Genomic DNA, 17,566 nt, shown 5'->3' on the forward strand with positions numbered 1-17,566 from the left:
CTTTTAACTCAACTTCAGCCATGTATATTGGAGTTTTAGGCGCTATTGCCACCAACGATCTGCTCTCGGAATCGGTCAGGCAACAGTTGGGTACCTATCCAAAAGGTCAAGGGTGGGCTCCGCTGATCAGTAATCTCATTCATGAGTATCTGGCGCGCGGCTATAAAGTGCTGGCCATTACGACCGATGCTCAACTGGATGATGATGAACCCCCGTTTGTCTATGATGATGGTCAGCTAACGTATGTTGTTATACCAGGACGTAAACGTACGTTTCGGCCCAATGGCTGGAGACTTGGGCGCACTATCGATTTTTATCAATATGAGCGCAGCAGAATTCTAAAGGTGTTGAAGAAATATAAGCCCGATGTTGTTCATGCACACTGGACCTATGAATTTGCCTTGGCAGCACTCACTTATACGCCCAATGCGCTTATAACGGTACATGATAATGCCCAAATCATTTACAAGTACGTGCCAACACTGGAGCGTTTCTTTATGCTTCTTTTAGCGCGTTATGTTTTCCAGAAAGGACGTTGGTTCACGGCCGTATCACCTTATATGGCTGAATCGGTGCAAAAGTGGGTAAAACTACCAGTAGCCGTTGTACCCAATCCAGTGATTATCCCATCGAAACAATTGGGATCAGCCATACCTAATGCACCTATTATCAGCATGGTTGTCAATGGTTGGGATGAACGTAAGAACTGTAAAACGGCTCTATTAGCGTTTAAAGCCATTCAGCAGCGTCATCCTAAAGCTATTCTTTGGGGATTTGGAACGGCCTTTGATCCAGAGGCACAGGCGGCCGCTTTTTGTCGCGAACATCAGATTCAAAACGTTGTGCTTTTTGGTCATACGCATCAGGCTAAAGTCCTGGAGAAAGTGGGACAGAGTACAATCCTGCTCCACGCATCACTCGAAGAATCATTTGGAATGGTACTGGCCGAAGCGATGAGTTATGGCGTTCCAGTTGTGGCCGGAAAAAACAGTGGAGCCGTGCCCTGGGTGGTCGAAGATGGAGGTATGCTGGTTGATGTAACAAACATTGTTGCAATTAGTGATGCTGTAGATAATCTCCTGTCGGATCCCGCACTCTATGAAAAGCTATCGACCAGAGCTACTCAGATCATAAAAACGCGATTTCAAATTCAACGAGTGGCTGATAAATACATCGCTCTCTACGAGCGGTGTATAGGAAAATCAGAACAAATTGAGCAATCTGATTTAAAGTTGATCGGGTAATCTATAACGAAATCGATACAACCACCCCAAGCCAGTTAGTACGGGCAGTCGCATCTGAAATGCAGGTTCTTCCCTGCTTATTACTATATCAATAACCGTTAAAACCAATTAACGTATGCCAACTGTCAAACACTTGATTTCCAGTCTACTGCTCCTGTTGGGCTTGGCTGTGGTTATTGTTGCCTGTAAGAAAAGCCCGGATGATCCTGCGCCGGTTGTAAAGCCAACTCCCACAACAACCATAACTAGTATCGATCCGGCTACTGCGCCGGTTGGCAGCACCATTGCCATCAACGGAACAAACTTCAATACCACCCCTGGTAGTAATACCATTGTAATTGGTGGCGTAGTGGCTACCGTAGTTTCGGCTACCGATACGCGCCTGGTCGTTGTTATACCCGCTGGTGCCACAAGTGGCCCTATTTCGGTAACGGCTAACGGACAGACTGCCCAGGCTTCAACCACGTTTACGGTTGCTATTCCTGCACTTAAACCGGTCAAAGAAGTGTCGGGAACCACATTTGCCAATCTGAGCTGGAAAAAGGACACGATTTATTTGTTGCGGGGGCTGGTATATATTCCAGCCGACTATACGCTGACTATCGAGGCTGGAACGGTAATCAGGGGGGCTGGACCTGAGCGAGACCCCACCGGCACGAATCATGCCGGTGCCCTGATTGTTGAACGAAGAGGTAAAGTAATTGCTCAGGGAACAGCGTCTCAACCCATCGTATTTACTTCGGCCAAAGCTGTTGGTCAACGTAGTTATGGCGATTGGGGTGGTATTGTTCTGATTGGAAAAGCGCCTGTTAATCAGATTGGTACAACGCCTGTTCCAAATGGCGTTCGGGGAACAGTTGAAACCTATGGTGAGCCGTTAGATAACTCCGGCACCCTACAATACGTGCGTATTGAATATGCCGGAGCTACCCAGCCAACAACGCCCGTAACCAGACTCAGCGGACTCTCGTTGCTTGGAGTAGGTTCGGGTACCACTATCGATCATGTTCAGATCTCGTATAGTGGGGGCGATGGTTTTTCGTGGTTTGGTGGTTCGGTAAACTTAAAAAACCTGTTCGCCTACCGCAGCTTCGATGACGACTGGAGTGTAGACTGGGGGTATGTAGGCAATGTGCAGTTTGGCGTTGCTCTTCGCGACCCAGATGTGGCCGATCAGTCTGGCTCCAACGGGTTTGAGGTAGAGAACTACTCACCCACAGAAACTACGGATGTTACAGCTGTGACTCTGGTTAACGGACTGACCCAGGCTGCTCCAGTATTTGCCAACATGAGCAATTTCGCGTTTAATACAACGCCTATAACAACCAATACGGCAAAAGGCACGGGAGCCTATCAGTCGGGTATTTATCTGCGTCGAAACAGTGCCATTAGTATTTATAACTCCGTTGTGTATGGGTATCCAGTAGGGGTAACGCTCAACGGATCTGGAACTGGCCTGACAAGTGGTACTATTGATTTAAAAGGAGTTGTACTGGCTAATGTGTTAACGCCTATAGCAGGTACGGGGGGCATTTCTACCGATCAGGCTTCTGCGTATTTCACGACAGCCGGGCGAAGTAATCAGATTGTTCAGGCATCTGATCTGGCATCGCTGTTGATAAACGGAGCTAATTTCAGCCTTACTGCCCCTAATTTCTTACCGCAGGCGCTTTCCCCTCTATTAGGATCAGGAACATCGGGAGGAAAATTAACTAACTCGTTCTTCACCCAGGTTGCCTACCGCGGAGCGTTTGGTTCAGATAACTGGATTTCAGGCTGGACAAACGTTGACCCTCAAAATAAAGATTATGACCGTTAACAGTCGATCACTTAGCATTGATCAATCGGCAAAGTAGTGAACCAGTGCAATAAGGTGATATGTGGCAATTGGTCAAGTCGTCTCATTTTGAGACGACTTGCTTTTTTCTGTGTTTACTATCAATTCGTTATGTTGTGGTGTAGAATAAGAGGATTAGCCGTTATATGCCTATAAAAAGCAAATAACTTCTTTAGATTAATTTGGTGATTGAATCGTTGGTCGGCAAAGATAGATTGTTCCTGAGTCAGCCGGGCACGATTTTTAGGGTCGAAATAGTGAATAATCTCATCGGTTAGTGTGCTAACGTCGGAACCGCGAAGTAGTCCAAAGTCCTGAGGTAACATCTCGGGAATTCCACCCACAGGCAGTGCGAGAACTGGTGTTTTCACGGCTAACGCTTCTATGATGGAATAGGGACAATTATCATTTAGGGATGTATGCACATATAGGTCCGATTGCGCTACCAGTTTCCAGGGAGCATCATACTGCCCATAAAAATGCACTTGTCCAGAAAGGCCCAGCGATACCGCTAATTGTTCATAGTCAACGCGTTTCGGACCATCGCCGATGAGCCAGATCGTAAAATTAACGATGCCCCGATTCTGAAGTTCGTGTCCAATCTGAAGTAGTAGTTGTTGGTTTTTTCGTTCGTCGACGTAGCCAACATTGCTAATCCTAAACTGGTCGGAGGGAAGTCGGGTTAATTGAGCAGATGTAGCTTTTAAGTTTACCGCGTTGTAGAGAATTAGCTTATTGATAGTGGTTGGTAAAAGGTGTTTTGATTTTATATAGGCGTACTCTGAGCTAAATACGTAGTTCTTTATTTTTGATAACAGATACCTATACCAGTTCGTAAGGCGAGCTATAGCCCAGGGTTTTAGTGAAAACCGAAGGACTAACTCTGTTACGGGGTCGTCATTGAAATGGCAGCTCAGCACCACAGGTACTTGTTTGCTAAGAGCCAGCCAGGCAGCCACCCCCGACCGGGCGTCCTGGGCATGAATAAGATCAAAATTGGTTTGGCGAAATTTACGGGTAGACAGATATACGCCTGTAAAATAGGCAAATTCTTCGTATGCAGCTTGACAAGTGCCACCCAGTAGTCGTGCAATACGCTTCATGATACCTAAGCCTTTACGCCAGACAACAGGTGTATGTGATGAATCTACAATCTGAACGTCCATACCGGCTTCCTTCAGATCGTTGGCTAATGTTTGGTAGGAAGTGACAACCCCTGAAGGAGAAGATGATATTAGATAAGTAGCGATTAATACATTCATTAGGGTTGAAAATGGGGATAGTGGAACTGATAACACTTAATGGATAACAAATAGGTAATGCGTCTGGTTAATCCGCATTTATCAGGTATTTACAGGACTTTCGCTTAGCTGGTAAAAACGATATACCCACGCACTAATTAGTCAAATTAACTATCCCGGCTACCATCCAGATACCGAAGACAAGACTAAAAATAACCATTTTAAGAGTATACGTAAGTAATTTTTTACACATATACATCTCAAAGCCAAGCGTGTTTTTTGATAAGTACTCAAGCATAAATAGTTTATAGTATGCGAGAGGGTCGTTTTTGTCATCCCGAGGAACGAGGGATCTTCGGAGAAGACCTCTTATCCTGCCTCCGAAGATCCCTCGTTCCTCAGGATGACAAAAAATAACCTAATGTATTTTCAGTGAACTACTTAAGTTATCTAAGCGTGAGGTAAATGAGGGAGCCGTATTGATCAATATTATACGTTTTCTAAATTATTTCAGATTTTCTATGATAGAAAAAATGTACCCGCAAATTTGAATGGCGTATCTCCAAAGTAACCGCTTATGTCCTGTTGAGCAGTAAGGCCTAGAAAGGCGAAAATGGAGTTGCTACATTTGATTGGAGACAGATTTTAAGCACATTTGGGGCAAACTGAAAGTACCTATGAAGAAAAGGCGTGTTTTTGACGAAGCCTTTAGAGAAATGGCCCGCCCCGACGTGCCGAAAATGGAGACAGCACCATAAAAAAACGAGCGACCTTTATCTACTAATACGGCACTCAATGACGAACAGCACAGATCAAAAGGCTATAGCGCGAGCTTGGAGAAGCTCAATTAGAAAGCGATAGATTAGGAAAAGTACTGGGCGGCTCCTCCAAGAGCGCCGTGCAGCATTCCGATTTAGGCTGACCCTGAATAACGGTTATTCGTGTCCCTTCTGATTGGCGATCCAAGGTTCATTTAAGGCCTCTGACTAGTAGAAATTCAAGTTTAGCGTATTTGCTGGTAGCGTAGCGGGAGAGTCATTGAGCTAGTTTCTTATTTGTTAACAAGTGCGCTGGCTGCTACTAACAATTTTGTTAATAAAAAATAATCAATGCAGTATCACCAATTAGGGAAGACCGACCTCAACGTATCACTATTGAGCTTTGGCGCATCTCCGCTGGGAAATGTTTTTAATGAAGTATCCGAAACGGAAAGTATCCGTGCGGTACACACTGCCATCGATCAGGGCATTAATTTCTTTGACGTAGCCCCGTTTTACGGCGATACGCTGGCCGAAACGCGGTTAGGGAAAGCGCTGAAGTATAAACGAGATTCCGTTTTTGTGGCCACCAAATGTTGCCGATATGGAAACGGAGTCTTCGATTTTTCCTACGAGCGGGTGCTGCAAAGCATCGACGAGTCGCTGGAGCGGTTACAGGTGGATTATGTAGACCTACTGACTGTCCACGACATCGAGTTTGGTGATCGGCAACAGGTGTTGACCGAGGCTATTCCGGCCGCTCTTAAGGTCAAAGAGATGGGTAAAGCCCGGTATATCGGTTTTTCGGGATTGCCGGTACGGTATCTGGCCCAGATTGCCCGGCAGGTGGACGTCGATACGGTTCTATCCTGGGGCCACTATACCTTGCTGGAAGATGAAATCAATGACGAACTGGTGCCTCTTTCGCTCGAAAAAGGCTTTGGGCTGATGAATGCCGCTCCCCTGATGCAGCGAATTCTGTCCGATGCACCAATTCCCCCCTGGCAAAGTTCCCCCCAGGCCGTGAAAGACATACAGCCCAAATTAGTCGCCTTGTGTAACGAATACGGGCTGGCGCTGAGCGACGTAGCATTGAACTATGCCGTACAGCATCCGGTGATTGCGACCACCATTGTGGGTATGTCGGAGCAGCGGCAGGTTGAGCAGAACCTGCGGGCGCTTCAGATTCAGATTCCCGATGAATTACTTCAGCGTATCGAAACGCTCGTCGCTCCGGTGAAAAATCAGATGTGGTTTGAGGGAAAACCAGAGAATAATATTCATAAATCGAATAGTCAACATGAATAAGCAACCTGCGCTGGTGCTGGTAGAGCCCGGAAAAACGGAAATACGCGACATCGACATACCCACACCTGGCCCGGAGGACGTCCTGCTACAGGTCAATAAGGTTGGATTCTGCGGGGGGGATCTCAACGGATTCCGGGGGCTGTTTGAATTACAGGAATACCCGAATGTACTAGGCCACGAAGTGGGCGCTACGGTCCTGGAAATGGGTAGTCGGGTGCCGAGCCAGTTCCAGCCGGGTATGCATGTTACATTAAATCCGTATCTGAATTGTGGCGTTTGTCTTTCCTGCCGAAAAGGTCGGCCGAACGCCTGTCAGGATAACAAAACCATGGGCGTTCGCCGACCCGGTGCGATGACCCAACTGATCAGCGTTCCCTGGCAAAAGCTGCACAGTTCGGCCCTTTTATCCGCTCGGGAATTGGCCCTGGTCGAGCCGCTGACGGTCGGTTTTCACGCCGTCAGCCGGGGTAGAGTGGCTACGGGTGAAAAAATAGCGGTGATCGGTTGCGGGATTGTGGGCATGGGGGCTGTAGCGGGTGCGGTTCATCGGGGGGCGGAGGTGATCGCGATTGACATCGACGAGGCCAAGATGCGCACAGCGAAACTGGCCGGGGCTGCCCATACCATCAATACCACACAAGTTGATCTACACGAGGCCCTGATGAGCATCACCAACGGAGACGGTCCTGACGTAGTGATCGAAGCCGTCGGAAATCCGGCTACATACCGGGCCGCCGTCGATGAGGTGGCTTATACAGGACGGGTGGTGTACATTGGATATGCCAAAAAACCGGTCGATTACAATACGGGGACATTCGTTCGGAAAGAGATTGAAATACTAGGGTCCCGCAATTGTCTGGGTGAATTCCCGGAAGTGATCGATTACCTGGAAAAGGGCAAATTCCCGGTAGACGCGGTTATTAGCCGGGTTGTGTCGCTGGATAAAGCCGGGGCTGCGCTGGCTGACTGGTCGGAGAACCCTGGTCCGATTACAAAAATTATGGTCGATTTTGATACCTCCGCGAATTGATGAAATCTGTAATGAAATCCTGTGTTACCATCGCGCTGGTTCCTGACATCAAAACCGGTCCCTGGATTTATTGGGATGATCTGGAAACCAGTATGGCGAAAGCAGCCGCGCTGGGTTTCGATGCCATTGAGTTATTTACGCCATCTGCCGACGCGGTCAGTTCCAGTTGGTTACTTGAACTGACCCGTCGATTTGGCCTCACCGTAGCGGCTGTAGGAACTGGTGCCGGGAAAGTACTGCATGGGCTCACATTGACGGACCCCGATCCGCAGATCCGGGCCAAAGCCGTCGCGTTCATTGCGGACATGATGTCTTTTGGGGCAACCGTCGGTGCTCCTGCCATTATTGGTTCCATGCAGGGAAACGTAGCGCCGGGCATCGAAAAAGCACAGGCATTACGTTGGCTGGCTGATGGGTTAACTACCCTGGATCAAGTGGCCCAAAAACTAGGCGTTCCCTTGATCTACGAACCCCTGAACCGCTACGAAACTAACCTGATCAATAACCTCCAGGCCGGGGTTGACTTCATTCGCTCACTGGGTACCAAACAGGTGGTGGTGTTGGCGGATCTGTTTCATATGAATATCGAAGAGGCTTCGTTGGCCAATAGTATCCGCGCAGCGGGTTCGTATATTGGTCATGTTCACTTCGCCGATAGCAACCGGCGACCGATTGGTCTGGGACATACGTCAATGGATGCGGTGGCGGCAGCCCTTCGGGAAATTGGGTATTCCGGTTATATTTCAGCCGAAGCGTTTCCTTATCCAGACCCTGACCAGGCGGCTCAACAAACCATCCGGTCGTTTCAAACCTACTTTGGCCCATTTTCTACCTAGTAAATACAACTTACTCTCAAGCTTTATGCAGCGATTTTGTCTGGCTCTCGACCTCAAAGATGACCCTGAATTAATTGCCGACTATGAACGCTGGCACGCCAAAGGAACTGGCTGGCCAGAAGTGCGAGCCAACGATCTGAACGCGGGAATTCTGGATCTTCAGATTTACCGAACTGGTAACCGGATGTTTATGATTCTGGAAACGGACGACCAATTCACTTTTGAAAAGAAAAAGGAAATGGATGCCAATAACCCGCATGTGCAGGAATGGGAACGGCTGATGTGGACGTTTCAGCAACCGCTACCCTGGGCCAAAGCTGGCGAAAAATGGGTGCTGATGGATCAGATTTTTCAGTTTGAAAAATAAGCAACTAATTGACTGGTAGCATAACACACTTATGAAATAAGGTTATCACGATAAACCGCTCTGGTCAAGAGCGGTTTAATAACTTCAAAAGCAGTGAAGGTTTTGTTTACCAGTTGCTTGACTCACCAATCAGATAAATTGGCTTGCTAGCCCCTTTTCAACGTCTATTCGCTCCGTAAAGATTTTACTGGATTCATTTGGGCGGCTTTCACGCTCTGGAAACTCACCGTTAGTAGCACAACGGCTATCGTGGCCAACAGCGACAGTAGAAACATGAACGGATTCAGGGAAATCTTGTACGTAAAATTGGCCAACCAGTTAGTCATCACCCACCAGCCTACGGGTGCAGCCAGTAAAAAAGCGATACCGATCAATCGCACAAACTCCTGGCTGAACAGCCATAGAATACTGCCTACACTAGCTCCTAAGACTTTACGCACGCCAACCTCCTTCCGGCGTTGCACCACCATGAACAGGACCAGACCGTACAAACCCATACTGCCTATTAACAAGGCAATCCCAGTGAAAAAGTTGATCAGACTGCCCATGGTCTGTTCTTGTTGATAGGCTTTCTGGAGTTGCTGCTCCACAAATTCTGACTCGAAAAAGCTATCCGGATAAACTTGGTTATAAGCCTGCTCTACCTGACTCAGTGCCCGGCTGTAGTTGGGCGAGCTAAGTTGAATATTAGCCGAATAGAATCCACTTGCTAACGTAGTCATAAACAACGGAGTTACGCCTTGTCGGAGATCCAGCTGATTGTAATCCCTTAATACTCCGACAATCGCAAGTGGAGCAAAGCCTTCTTTGTGCAAGTATTTACCCAATACCTCCGCTGGTCGGCTGAAGCCCAGCCGATGCAGGAATGTCTCGTTAATAAGCGCTTCACGGGCCGTGTCGGAAGGTTGCACATTGCGTCCGGCTATTAATTTTAGACCATACAAACTCACATAATCCGCATCAATCCAAGTCTGCTGGGGTGTATAGGGCTCTGTTTGGGGACGCGTGTCGAAACGAACCCGGGTTTGGCTGGTTGAGCCTGACTGGGGAGGCCCACTCATGGAATAGCTGAATTGGCCGACATCAGGCAAGGCGGTAGCCAGCTTACGGAACGTGCTCAGTTTAGCCAGATCCTGCGCGGGCGTATTGGGCAGATTCACCGTCAGGATAGCCGACTTTCGAAAGCCCAGATCCTTCGTCTGAACATAGCTGAGTTGATTTGCCACGACGATCAACCCGATGAGCAGTAGTTGAGAAATAGCGAACTGGCTGGTCACTAGTCCCCGCCGGAGGGAGAATCCGCCCACCTGCTGGGTGGTGAGACGCCCGGCTAAGGCGATCACGGGACGGAATCCGGCTACGACCAATGCAGGATATAGACCCGCTAGCAGAATGACCATTACGACCACCAGAGCTACCCACCCGATAACCGAAGGTGAAAAATAAAACGTAAACCGAAATGGGCCATGCAGGAAGCGATGAACCAGTATTTGTCCATACTGGAATACGCCACCCGCCAGCACTAGGGCGAGCAGGACAATGAAGGTTGTTTCGCCCATGAATTGCCAGAACAGCTGCGTTTTGGTACTGCCCAATACTTTACGAATCCCTACTTCGCGGACTCGGTTGAGCGCTTGAGCGGTAGCTAGGTTCACAAAATTGATACTGGCCGTACCAATCAGCGACAGGCCAATAAACACCAGCGATAGCAACAATCCCCGGCTTATCCCTCCATACTCGGGCGATAGGTGCATTGTGCTGAACGCCCTAATAGGGTAGGATGTCTCTTTGATTTGTTTGGGATTGTACTTTTTAACAAACGACAAAAGCTGCCGATTCCAGTCGGTAACGGTGAAACGGTCGTTGAACAGGGCAAAACAGTGCGTACTGCCATTCGTGTTGTCAAAGGGTTGGTCTTCAGGAAGAGCGCCGAGTTGTCCCTTAAGCGATTTCCAGGAAGCCATGATTGAATAAGCCAGATCTGTATTATCTCGGTAGTCAGCGAACACTCCCACAACGCGAGCGGGCATCCGGGCGTCTAGCCGAACGACCCGGCCCACAACGCCAGTTATCCTGCCAAAGCATTTGCGAGCCATCTCAGCGCTCATGACGACGGTGCCTGGTTGGTCGAGGTCATCAGGCCCTCCCGATAACCAGGTATAGTCGAAAATGCGGAAATAAGCCGGTTCAACAAAGGCCCCCTTGTAGTCGCTGTCCTTAATTTTCTTATCGACTCCGTTGGGAACGGGCACAGCAACCAAGGGTGCGTACCACTCATCCAGCATGGCCACTTGGTCAATATCAGGATAATTGGTGCGAATAGCCTGTCCCAATGGATACGGGACGCCCTGAATATTGAGATCACCGGTGGGCGAGGAAAAGCGGGAGGTAAATTGATAGATCCGGTTAAAATTATGATGGTGGTGGTCGGTTTGATAATGGTAGCGAACCAGGGCGAAAATCAGCAGCGCACAACCCATGGCGAGCGCCAACCCAGAGACATTAATAAAAGCGTAAGCCTGGTTTTTGCTCAGATTACGCCAGGCAATTAGTAGATAGTTCCGAATCATGGCAGGTTGAAAAGTATAGGTGTTATGATACTCAGACTTGTTAGAGGCTTGGCTCATTCGTTTAGTAGCCAACGGCCGAATTAACCGCAGGACTGCCAGCGCATAGTACCAACGAGCCTTTGAGAGGCCTTTGGTCTTCACCCAATAAGCGTACATTTCTAGCAGATCGCCTTGTAGTTCGTCTTCCAGACCAGGTGGACTAAATCGGCTCAGTAGCCAGGCAGCCCATTTGGGCGGGCTGGTATTGGGTTCCTTGCTGTTGGTTAAGCGCCCCATAACTGAAGAATTGGGCTTGGAATCTGCTCCCACAATTGGGCCCGAACTTGCCGACACTCGATCAATGCCCGTTGACCTGCCGCTGTGACGGTAAACAGGCGTTTTTGACGACCTCCTCGCTCTGTAGTGGCGCCACCCATATAAGAAGCGACAAAGCCTTTCTCCTGCAGTCGTTGCAGGGTAGTGTGGACTGTAGGGAAACTTATACTGCGGGCCATTTGCTGATCAATCGTTTGGGTAATTGAGGCACAGTAGGCCTGTTCTTGCAAAGCGGCTACCGTCAGCAAGACTACTTCCTCCAATTCACCTAAGAATGCTCGTTTCATTACCAAAGCAACTATTATTAGTATAGACTTTGTCGTACAAATACTTAGCCAAAGTTTCAAACCAGGCTTGGATGCCTAAAAAGGGCTTTTTTAGCTAATTAACTGGTGCTAACTTGTCCAAAAACGGACAAGTGTCGTATAGAAACGGACAATAGTTTGATAGTTTGTCAAACCTCCCATTCATGTCTGATCAAAATCTACCGTAAGTCGGCAGGAAAAATATCGCTTGGTGAGATCATAATCCTGTGAGTAAACGGGTACTAAGCCATTGGCTATCCATAATTCCCTGCATTACTTTCCAAACTAACAAACAGTCTGCTCGGCCTTTCCCTAACGGGTTGACCTACATCACTAATCCCACTCGTTCATCATCAAACAAAAGCGAGATTAGTTAGTTAGCCAAAAAACATATGAGACTTTGCTATACTCGTCTAAAAAACAACGACTAGCTATGGTTGATAGCCAAACATTTGAAATTCTTGTGGTTGAGGATGATCAACCAACTTTCGATCTTTTACATCGGCTGGGCGATATGCTGTTTCCTGAAGCCACCTTTGTGCGTACAACATCCCCTAAGGAGACCATTCATTATTTAAGTGATACTGTCGGTAAACGTCCCCAACTTATCTTATTAGATATTAATCTCCACCAACCTACCGATGGGTTGACCATGCTGCCTGAACTACGCACTCACTTTCAAGGCCAGGTTCCTATTATCATGATGACCGTTTCGGATTCGCCAGCTCATGTTCGACAAGCCTACCAAACAGGTGCAACGGCCTTTACTATTAAACCAGCAGATTTGGGCGGCTGGAAAGAATATGTTGAGATGTTAAAAACGTATTGGTACGAGATTAACCTTTTGCCTCCCACTCAATTTCCCCCTTTTCGCTTTTTGTTGCAATAGCCAGCATCTATCTAACTGTACCTCATTTCGTAGTTGAAGAACCGGGTTATAAATAAGCTATTTTATAATCCGGTTAAGACTCCTAAAAGTCCTAGCTTGTGGTAGTCCTGCTATGGCACTTTCTAGGAAAATATAACGAGAAGTATTGCCGTCTGAAAAGCCCCAATTATGAGCATGAGAATCTGCCTCGTCTCACTTGGGAGGATTTTGAGAGAATTTCCCTTTTACAATGGCAGCCTGCTTTTCTGTTCGATGTCCAGTGACTCAGTAAGTAAAAGAGCAATACGCGAAGAAACGTGTAAATAGACTTCTGAAGGTATAGGGACAGGTTAGCATCTAGCTGTTGATGTAAATTTTGTAATACACTTAGTTTTATAATTACCAATTAAGATAAATAGCATAGTACTATACAAAACATGCTATGTATTCTATTTCTTAAATCAGATGCCTAAAGGTTCTTTCGTCTCAAGCAGGAGCCTTTAAAGAGATTATTATTTTTAACGACTAGCGTTGACGGTTGTAGCCTACGCTAGTTGAGGTAGCTTTTTTGGGTGTGGCCATAAAAAGCCCCAAATGGTTGGAGGGAGTTAAAGGTATACTGACTTGGCTAACTGAATTAACTCAGCCTCATTGTCGAGCCCAAATAGCTTTATGATTAATTGCTGATGGCCCGAAATAGTACGACTAGTTAAGGATAGTCGCCTAGAAATGGCATCGATAGATAGGTCGCCCGCTAGTAACCGTAAAATTTCTTTCTGTCGGTTGGATAATTTAGAGAGATCGTGATGCATGTTAATCTGGTTTACTATTCGAATATAGGATTTTGACATCACGGTAATCGTTTGAAGTCGAGGAAAAATAGATCTGTTTCTTAAACCGCCCTATTCACGGACAGATAAAATCTGCTCGTCTCATTTATGAGCCTTTCGTGAGAATAATTATACCAGTAACCCGTCCTGCCTTACGATCATCAGGACTAAATGGCTAGCTTTTTTGAAGTACTTCTATGATTTGCTGCATGCGGCCCTCAATGCCATCATGTAGACCCTTGACGGATAAAGAATCAATTCCAAAAGTTGTGGATCAACTTGGATTAAGCATATAACTGAGTCAGTCGATATAAGAAGAACTCCACCTTTCGAACCCCTCGAAACGGACTTCGAAAGGCTTTAATCTTGACATTGAAGGACTCCGCTGGGGCATTCGTAGGTGCGATTGTCAAAGTAGTTGAGAATCGTTATATAATGGTTCTGGATGGAACGGGCTACCGTGTTGAAGGTCTGAAAACCAGCCTGCCGAACTTTTTCATGCCACTTGGCCAAGCGGGCTAAGTCGTAGAGTTTGTCAGTCGTGTTTTCAAAGATGTAGCTCACGGACTGACTCAATTCATAGGCTGTCTTCAAATCAGGGTAGCGGTCAAATAGCCGCGTAGCCCGCTCACGCTGGCTTGGGGTCCAATCGGTTGACTTTTTATAGAGCACATAGCGGCTACGAGCCAGCAGTTGTTTGACCGTATCGCCATTGGAAAGCATCTCTGGTTAAGCTTAATCTGCTCCAGGGATTCATTTTCAGCTTCCAGGGTTTGCCACCGGTACTCAATCCGCAGGTCCTGGACTACTTGTAAGGCCAATTGTTGCGCATGGGAACGATCGGTCACCTGATTAGCCTTGGGAAAATATTTTTTAGCAATCAAGGCAATATTACCCGCCATGTCCAAGGTAACCTCTTTTGCCTTTTTGCGCTGATGTTCAGGCAACTTACCCAAGATTTCAATGGCTGTATCGGCTTTAGTTCCTACTACAATGACCACGATACTTCCGCATCGGCGGTCCGACTTTGCCACCTTTAGCCGCCTTATTGTTCAGAATCGTATAGAGTTCGCTATGGGATAGGCTGGTTTCATCCAGGGAGAGATGAGACCCTAAGTTAGCCAGAAACAACAGCATCGGCGGTCCGAAGCCACTGTTTGGCATGGGCTCGCTGGGACCAAGTCGAAAACTCACTTAACTGGGTCTGTATTGGTGGGTTAGCCGATTTCCATTAACGCTATAAAGACTGCCAAGATCACTGGTACTGTGGGGGGATGAATCCGTCACAAGTTCTTTTAAAAAATCCGCGAATTGCTGAGTCATTCGCGTGCCTTGAGCGACCTGATTCCAATCTCGGGTTTCTACTTGATTTGTTTTGGTATGGAGCCAACGACGTTCACAATCTGATAATAGCGACCCGTGTCGTCATACACCAATAGAGTAGGTGACTGCATCAGTTTCTAGCGAAGGTTCTGGGGTATACAGTCTTCAATGGTTGTTGCCATAATAATGCCGCGAAAAATTAGTCATTGATTAGGGGTTTAGCTCACTTCATCAATTGGAGCTGTGCTTGAGGCTGGTAAATTAGCTGGCCACCCCTTGCAAAACCTAAGCGGGTCACTCGACTCTGGTAGTTTGTAGGTAAAGTGACAGAGTGCCTGACCTGTACATAATCGGTAGGGGCTGGTACTCGCCCATGCGACCAGACCGTTGGGTCGTTCCAAAGTCCGGGTTTAACTGTGGTGAAGCCATAACCGGAGGACGGTGTACAATTATAAAAAATCCAATATCCGCCCACAGATTGGGAGGCTACATCAAGCCGACCATCGTTATCAAAATCTTGTACATCAAGTACCTGGCAAAAACTACCAATTGGGTAACTCACTGGTGGGTTGAAATACCCATCACCTGAGTTGACATACACCATTAGCCGATACTTATAGTACTCTTCGTCTATTACTTTTAAACCAACCAGATCCTGAAAACCATCCCCATTCACATCGGCAGTTTTGTAGGCATAAACCACCGTATCTTTCATTAGGGTCTGGAACGAATCAAAGGTGCCGTTTCCCTTATTGAGCATTAGGGCCGTAAAGTAAGGTGTTGAAATAATAAGGTCCTGACTTCCATCATTGTTTAGGTCATTGTTTACGACCGACGTAACGTCTCGAGCAATGGTATAACTAGCAGGTGGCGAAAATTGCCCCCCCCCTTGATTAAAGAAAATCTGTACACTTGGTGGATTGACCGATGATAGCACAACGATATCCGGTTTTTTGTCATTGTTTAAGTCCGTTACAATCATCTGAGAACCAATAACGGTCATCGCATCAAATTGTGTCAGTATACCATTACCTGAGTTAATCAAAATAGTGACAACCTTTGGGTAGCTGAAGGTGTTGATCATTGTAACATCAAGATCCCCATCGCCATCTATATCAACCAGAATGGCTGGCGATGGCTGGGTGGCACCTGCCCCCGTTTTGTAATGCACAGGCGGAAGAAATTGGCTATTGCCTGCGTTTAGTAGCACCGAAATCGAATTGTAGTAACGATCCGTAGTTACTATATCCTGCCAGCCATCATTGTTCATATCGCCTATTGTCACATCACTGACATAAACTCCCATCGTAAGTGAAAGGGGCTGACTGAATGTGTAATTACCAAGGTTCGTATACAGGAAGAGTAGCTTGTTGCTGCCCGTCGGTTCATCGACAATAACGACCAGATCCGGACGACTATCATTGTTCAGATCTCCCGATACAGACGTACTAATTTGCTGGGGTGTTCGAACAATGGAGGCCTGGCCAAAAAGTCCTTGTCCTTTGTTGATCAGTACGGCCGCTGTATTATTTTCCCGGTTGACAGCGGCAATGTCAGGTCGAGAGTCGCCATTTATATCGCCTATAGAAACATCCACGGGATCGTATCCTGTTCCGTAGTACACGCCCTTCTTGAAGGTTCCATCACCAGCATTCAACCAGACCGATACCGTGAAATTCTCAAAATGAGCCATAACCAGATCGGGGTATGTATCTCCATCAACATCCTGAACACGAATAACTTTGGGAGCAGATACATTGGTTTCGGTACGGCTACTGAACTGACCGTTTCCTTGGTTGAGCAATATATCCAGCGAGTTGCCGGTAAATGAGCTTACAATCAGGTCGGGTCGGTTATCTTTATTAAAATCCTCTGTATTTATGACAGAGGGACCTGACGTCACCGAAAAGCTATTGATAGCGGTAAACTGTCCTTTCCCTACATTATGAAAAATGGTTGCGACTCCCATACTGTAGCTTATCGTTGCCAAATCCGGGAGACCATCCGTATCAAAATCGCCGACCGTTACCCAATCAACACCATTCGCCTGAGCCTGCCTGGGTAAAGCCGAAAAGGTACCATCTCCTGCGTTAGTCAGGATTTGATAGCCACTGGGAAGACCACCACTGGCTAATGCCAGGTCGAGTGAGTTGTCTGCATTAAAATCGCCCAGGGCAATATTGGTGATATTGATCAGACCGGTATATGTGCTAGATGCACCTGTAAAGCCAGTAGCTGTATTAAGCAGGATCGTTACGGAACCTTCCTGACCACCAATCACTAAATCTATTCGGCCGTCACCATTTAGTTCGGCGGCCATTATGGGTACGGGTAAAGCGCAAACCGTAAATGAAATGGCCTCTTCAAATGTACCATCTGCGTTTGCATACCGTATTGACACTAGGTTTTCCAACCGACTAACGGTAGCCATATCGGCCCGTGAGTCGTTATTAAAATCAGCTAGGACAATGCCGGAGGGCGATTTTTTGGTGTCGTATAGCTGGAAGGTAGTCGGATCGGCTGTGTTTTGAAAGCATTGGCCGGATGCAGTATTAGTTAAGCCCATTAGGAAAAACCAACAGGCAAGGTGTGTGTAGAAGTTATTCATTTAGATAAACCGTGGGTAATCGATCCATACATTACAAAAGTCCTAGCTGACCACTTATGGCCTTTTCATTTTTCACGCGCTCTTTCTTCTCCTTTGGTTTTACAATACAAATCGACTCCAAGTCGT

Annotated in this window: 13 protein-coding genes and 1 pseudogene; 7 read left to right on the forward strand and 7 right to left on the reverse strand. The window is 47.1% G+C overall.

Translation table 11 applies throughout. The features are described from left to right. Positions 1–20: 20 nt before the first annotated feature. Together ACYVGR_RS22910 and ACYVGR_RS22915 are read left to right on the forward strand one after the other, a co-directional pair. Positions 21–1,244 (forward strand): glycosyltransferase family 4 protein, encoded by a 1,224-nt coding sequence (locus tag ACYVGR_RS22910; protein ID WP_460961077.1) that lies wholly within the window; start codon positions 21–23, stop codon positions 1,242–1,244. A 115-nt stretch (positions 1,245–1,359) separates the two neighbouring features. Then, on the forward strand, positions 1,360–3,063 hold the full coding sequence (locus ACYVGR_RS22915; RefSeq protein WP_460961079.1) for an IPT/TIG domain-containing protein: 1,704 nt from the start codon (positions 1,360–1,362) through the stop codon (positions 3,061–3,063). Positions 3,064–3,182: 119 nt separating this feature from the next. Here the strand turns inward: ACYVGR_RS22915 and ACYVGR_RS22920 are convergent, their stop codons facing one another. After that, a complete protein-coding gene (locus ACYVGR_RS22920; protein ID WP_460961081.1) occupies positions 3,183–4,343 on the reverse strand; it encodes a glycosyltransferase family 4 protein in 1,161 nt (386 codons plus the stop codon). Positions 4,344–5,431: 1,088 nt separating this feature from the next. Between ACYVGR_RS22920 and ACYVGR_RS22925 the strand changes: the two genes are divergently transcribed. The 4 genes from ACYVGR_RS22925 to ACYVGR_RS22940 are packed head-to-tail and all read left to right on the forward strand — an operon-like array spanning position 5,432 to position 8,621. Then, positions 5,432–6,388, forward strand: coding sequence for an aldo/keto reductase (locus tag ACYVGR_RS22925; protein ID WP_460961083.1), 957 nt, complete (start codon positions 5,432–5,434; stop codon positions 6,386–6,388). Next, complete coding sequence (locus ACYVGR_RS22930; protein ID WP_460961085.1) at positions 6,381–7,418, forward strand: zinc-binding alcohol dehydrogenase family protein; 1,038 nt, start codon at positions 6,381–6,383, stop codon at positions 7,416–7,418. The genes ACYVGR_RS22925 and ACYVGR_RS22930 overlap by 8 nt, the downstream gene beginning before the upstream one ends. Next, on the forward strand, positions 7,418–8,254 hold the full coding sequence (locus ACYVGR_RS22935; protein WP_460961087.1) for a TIM barrel protein: 837 nt from the start codon (positions 7,418–7,420) through the stop codon (positions 8,252–8,254). The genes ACYVGR_RS22930 and ACYVGR_RS22935 overlap by 1 nt, the downstream gene beginning before the upstream one ends. A 25-nt stretch (positions 8,255–8,279) precedes the next feature. After that, positions 8,280–8,621: an L-rhamnose mutarotase gene (locus tag ACYVGR_RS22940; RefSeq protein ID WP_460961089.1), complete on the forward strand. Its 342-nt coding sequence runs from the start codon at positions 8,280–8,282 to the stop codon at positions 8,619–8,621. Positions 8,622–8,785: 164 nt separating this feature from the next. Here the strand turns inward: ACYVGR_RS22940 and ACYVGR_RS22945 are convergent, their stop codons facing one another. Together ACYVGR_RS22945 and ACYVGR_RS22950 are read right to left on the reverse strand one after the other, a co-directional pair. After that, complete coding sequence (locus ACYVGR_RS22945; protein WP_460961091.1) at positions 8,786–11,467, reverse strand: FtsX-like permease family protein; 2,682 nt, start codon at positions 11,465–11,467, stop codon at positions 8,786–8,788. After that, a complete protein-coding gene (locus ACYVGR_RS22950) occupies positions 11,455–11,793 on the reverse strand; it encodes a PadR family transcriptional regulator (protein ID WP_460961093.1) in 339 nt (112 codons plus the stop codon). Before ACYVGR_RS22950 ends, ACYVGR_RS22945 begins: the two co-directional genes overlap by 13 nt. A gap of 451 nt (positions 11,794–12,244) precedes the next feature. Between ACYVGR_RS22950 and ACYVGR_RS22955 the strand changes: the two genes are divergently transcribed. Continuing rightward, entirely contained in the window at positions 12,245–12,700 is a 456-nt protein-coding gene (locus tag ACYVGR_RS22955; protein WP_460961095.1) for a response regulator, read from the forward strand. Between the two features lie 587 nt (positions 12,701–13,287). Here the strand turns inward: ACYVGR_RS22955 and ACYVGR_RS22960 are convergent. From ACYVGR_RS22960 to ACYVGR_RS22975, 4 genes and pseudogenes are all read right to left on the reverse strand, one after another. Beyond that, positions 13,288–13,491, reverse strand: a complete 204-nt coding sequence (locus tag ACYVGR_RS22960) for a LuxR C-terminal-related transcriptional regulator (RefSeq protein WP_460961097.1) — start codon at positions 13,489–13,491, stop codon at positions 13,288–13,290. A gap of 378 nt (positions 13,492–13,869) precedes the next feature. After that, positions 13,870–14,232 carry a transposase gene (locus ACYVGR_RS22965; RefSeq protein WP_460961099.1) on the reverse strand — a complete coding sequence of 121 codons (363 nt, stop codon included), beginning with the start codon at positions 14,230–14,232 and terminating at the stop codon, positions 13,870–13,872. Between the two features lie 77 nt (positions 14,233–14,309). Beyond that, a pseudogene (locus ACYVGR_RS22970) lies at positions 14,310–14,543 on the reverse strand (transposase); the annotation flags it as partial. A 512-nt stretch (positions 14,544–15,055) separates the two neighbouring features. Then, entirely contained in the window at positions 15,056–17,440 is a 2,385-nt protein-coding gene (locus ACYVGR_RS22975) for an FG-GAP repeat domain-containing protein (RefSeq protein ID WP_460961101.1), read from the reverse strand. Positions 17,441–17,566 lie beyond the last annotated feature (126 nt).

It is taken from the genome of Spirosoma litoris (genome assembly GCF_054776755.1).

Bases quoted from the DNA above. Each gene is read 5' to 3' on its own strand.
- ACYVGR_RS22910 (WP_460961077.1), top strand. From the start codon at position 21: ATGTATATTGGAGTTTTAGGCGCTATTGCCACCAACGATCTGCTCTCG.
- ACYVGR_RS22915 (WP_460961079.1), top strand. From the start codon at position 1,360: ATGCCAACTGTCAAACACTTGATTTCCAGTCTACTGCTCCTGTTGGGC.
- ACYVGR_RS22920 (WP_460961081.1), bottom strand. From the start codon at position 4,343: ATGAATGTATTAATCGCTACTTATCTAATATCATCTTCTCCTTCAGGG.
- ACYVGR_RS22925 (WP_460961083.1), top strand. From the start codon at position 5,432: ATGCAGTATCACCAATTAGGGAAGACCGACCTCAACGTATCACTATTG.
- ACYVGR_RS22930 (WP_460961085.1), top strand. From the start codon at position 6,381: ATGAATAAGCAACCTGCGCTGGTGCTGGTAGAGCCCGGAAAAACGGAA.
- ACYVGR_RS22935 (WP_460961087.1), top strand. From the start codon at position 7,418: ATGAAATCTGTAATGAAATCCTGTGTTACCATCGCGCTGGTTCCTGAC.
- ACYVGR_RS22940 (WP_460961089.1), top strand. From the start codon at position 8,280: ATGCAGCGATTTTGTCTGGCTCTCGACCTCAAAGATGACCCTGAATTA.
- ACYVGR_RS22945 (WP_460961091.1), bottom strand. From the start codon at position 11,467: ATGGGGCGCTTAACCAACAGCAAGGAACCCAATACCAGCCCGCCCAAA.
- ACYVGR_RS22950 (WP_460961093.1), bottom strand. From the start codon at position 11,793: ATGAAACGAGCATTCTTAGGTGAATTGGAGGAAGTAGTCTTGCTGACG.
- ACYVGR_RS22955 (WP_460961095.1), top strand. From the start codon at position 12,245: ATGGTTGATAGCCAAACATTTGAAATTCTTGTGGTTGAGGATGATCAA.
- ACYVGR_RS22960 (WP_460961097.1), bottom strand. From the start codon at position 13,491: ATGCATCACGATCTCTCTAAATTATCCAACCGACAGAAAGAAATTTTA.
- ACYVGR_RS22965 (WP_460961099.1), bottom strand. From the start codon at position 14,232: ATGCTTTCCAATGGCGATACGGTCAAACAACTGCTGGCTCGTAGCCGC.
- ACYVGR_RS22975 (WP_460961101.1), bottom strand. From the start codon at position 17,440: ATGAATAACTTCTACACACACCTTGCCTGTTGGTTTTTCCTAATGGGC.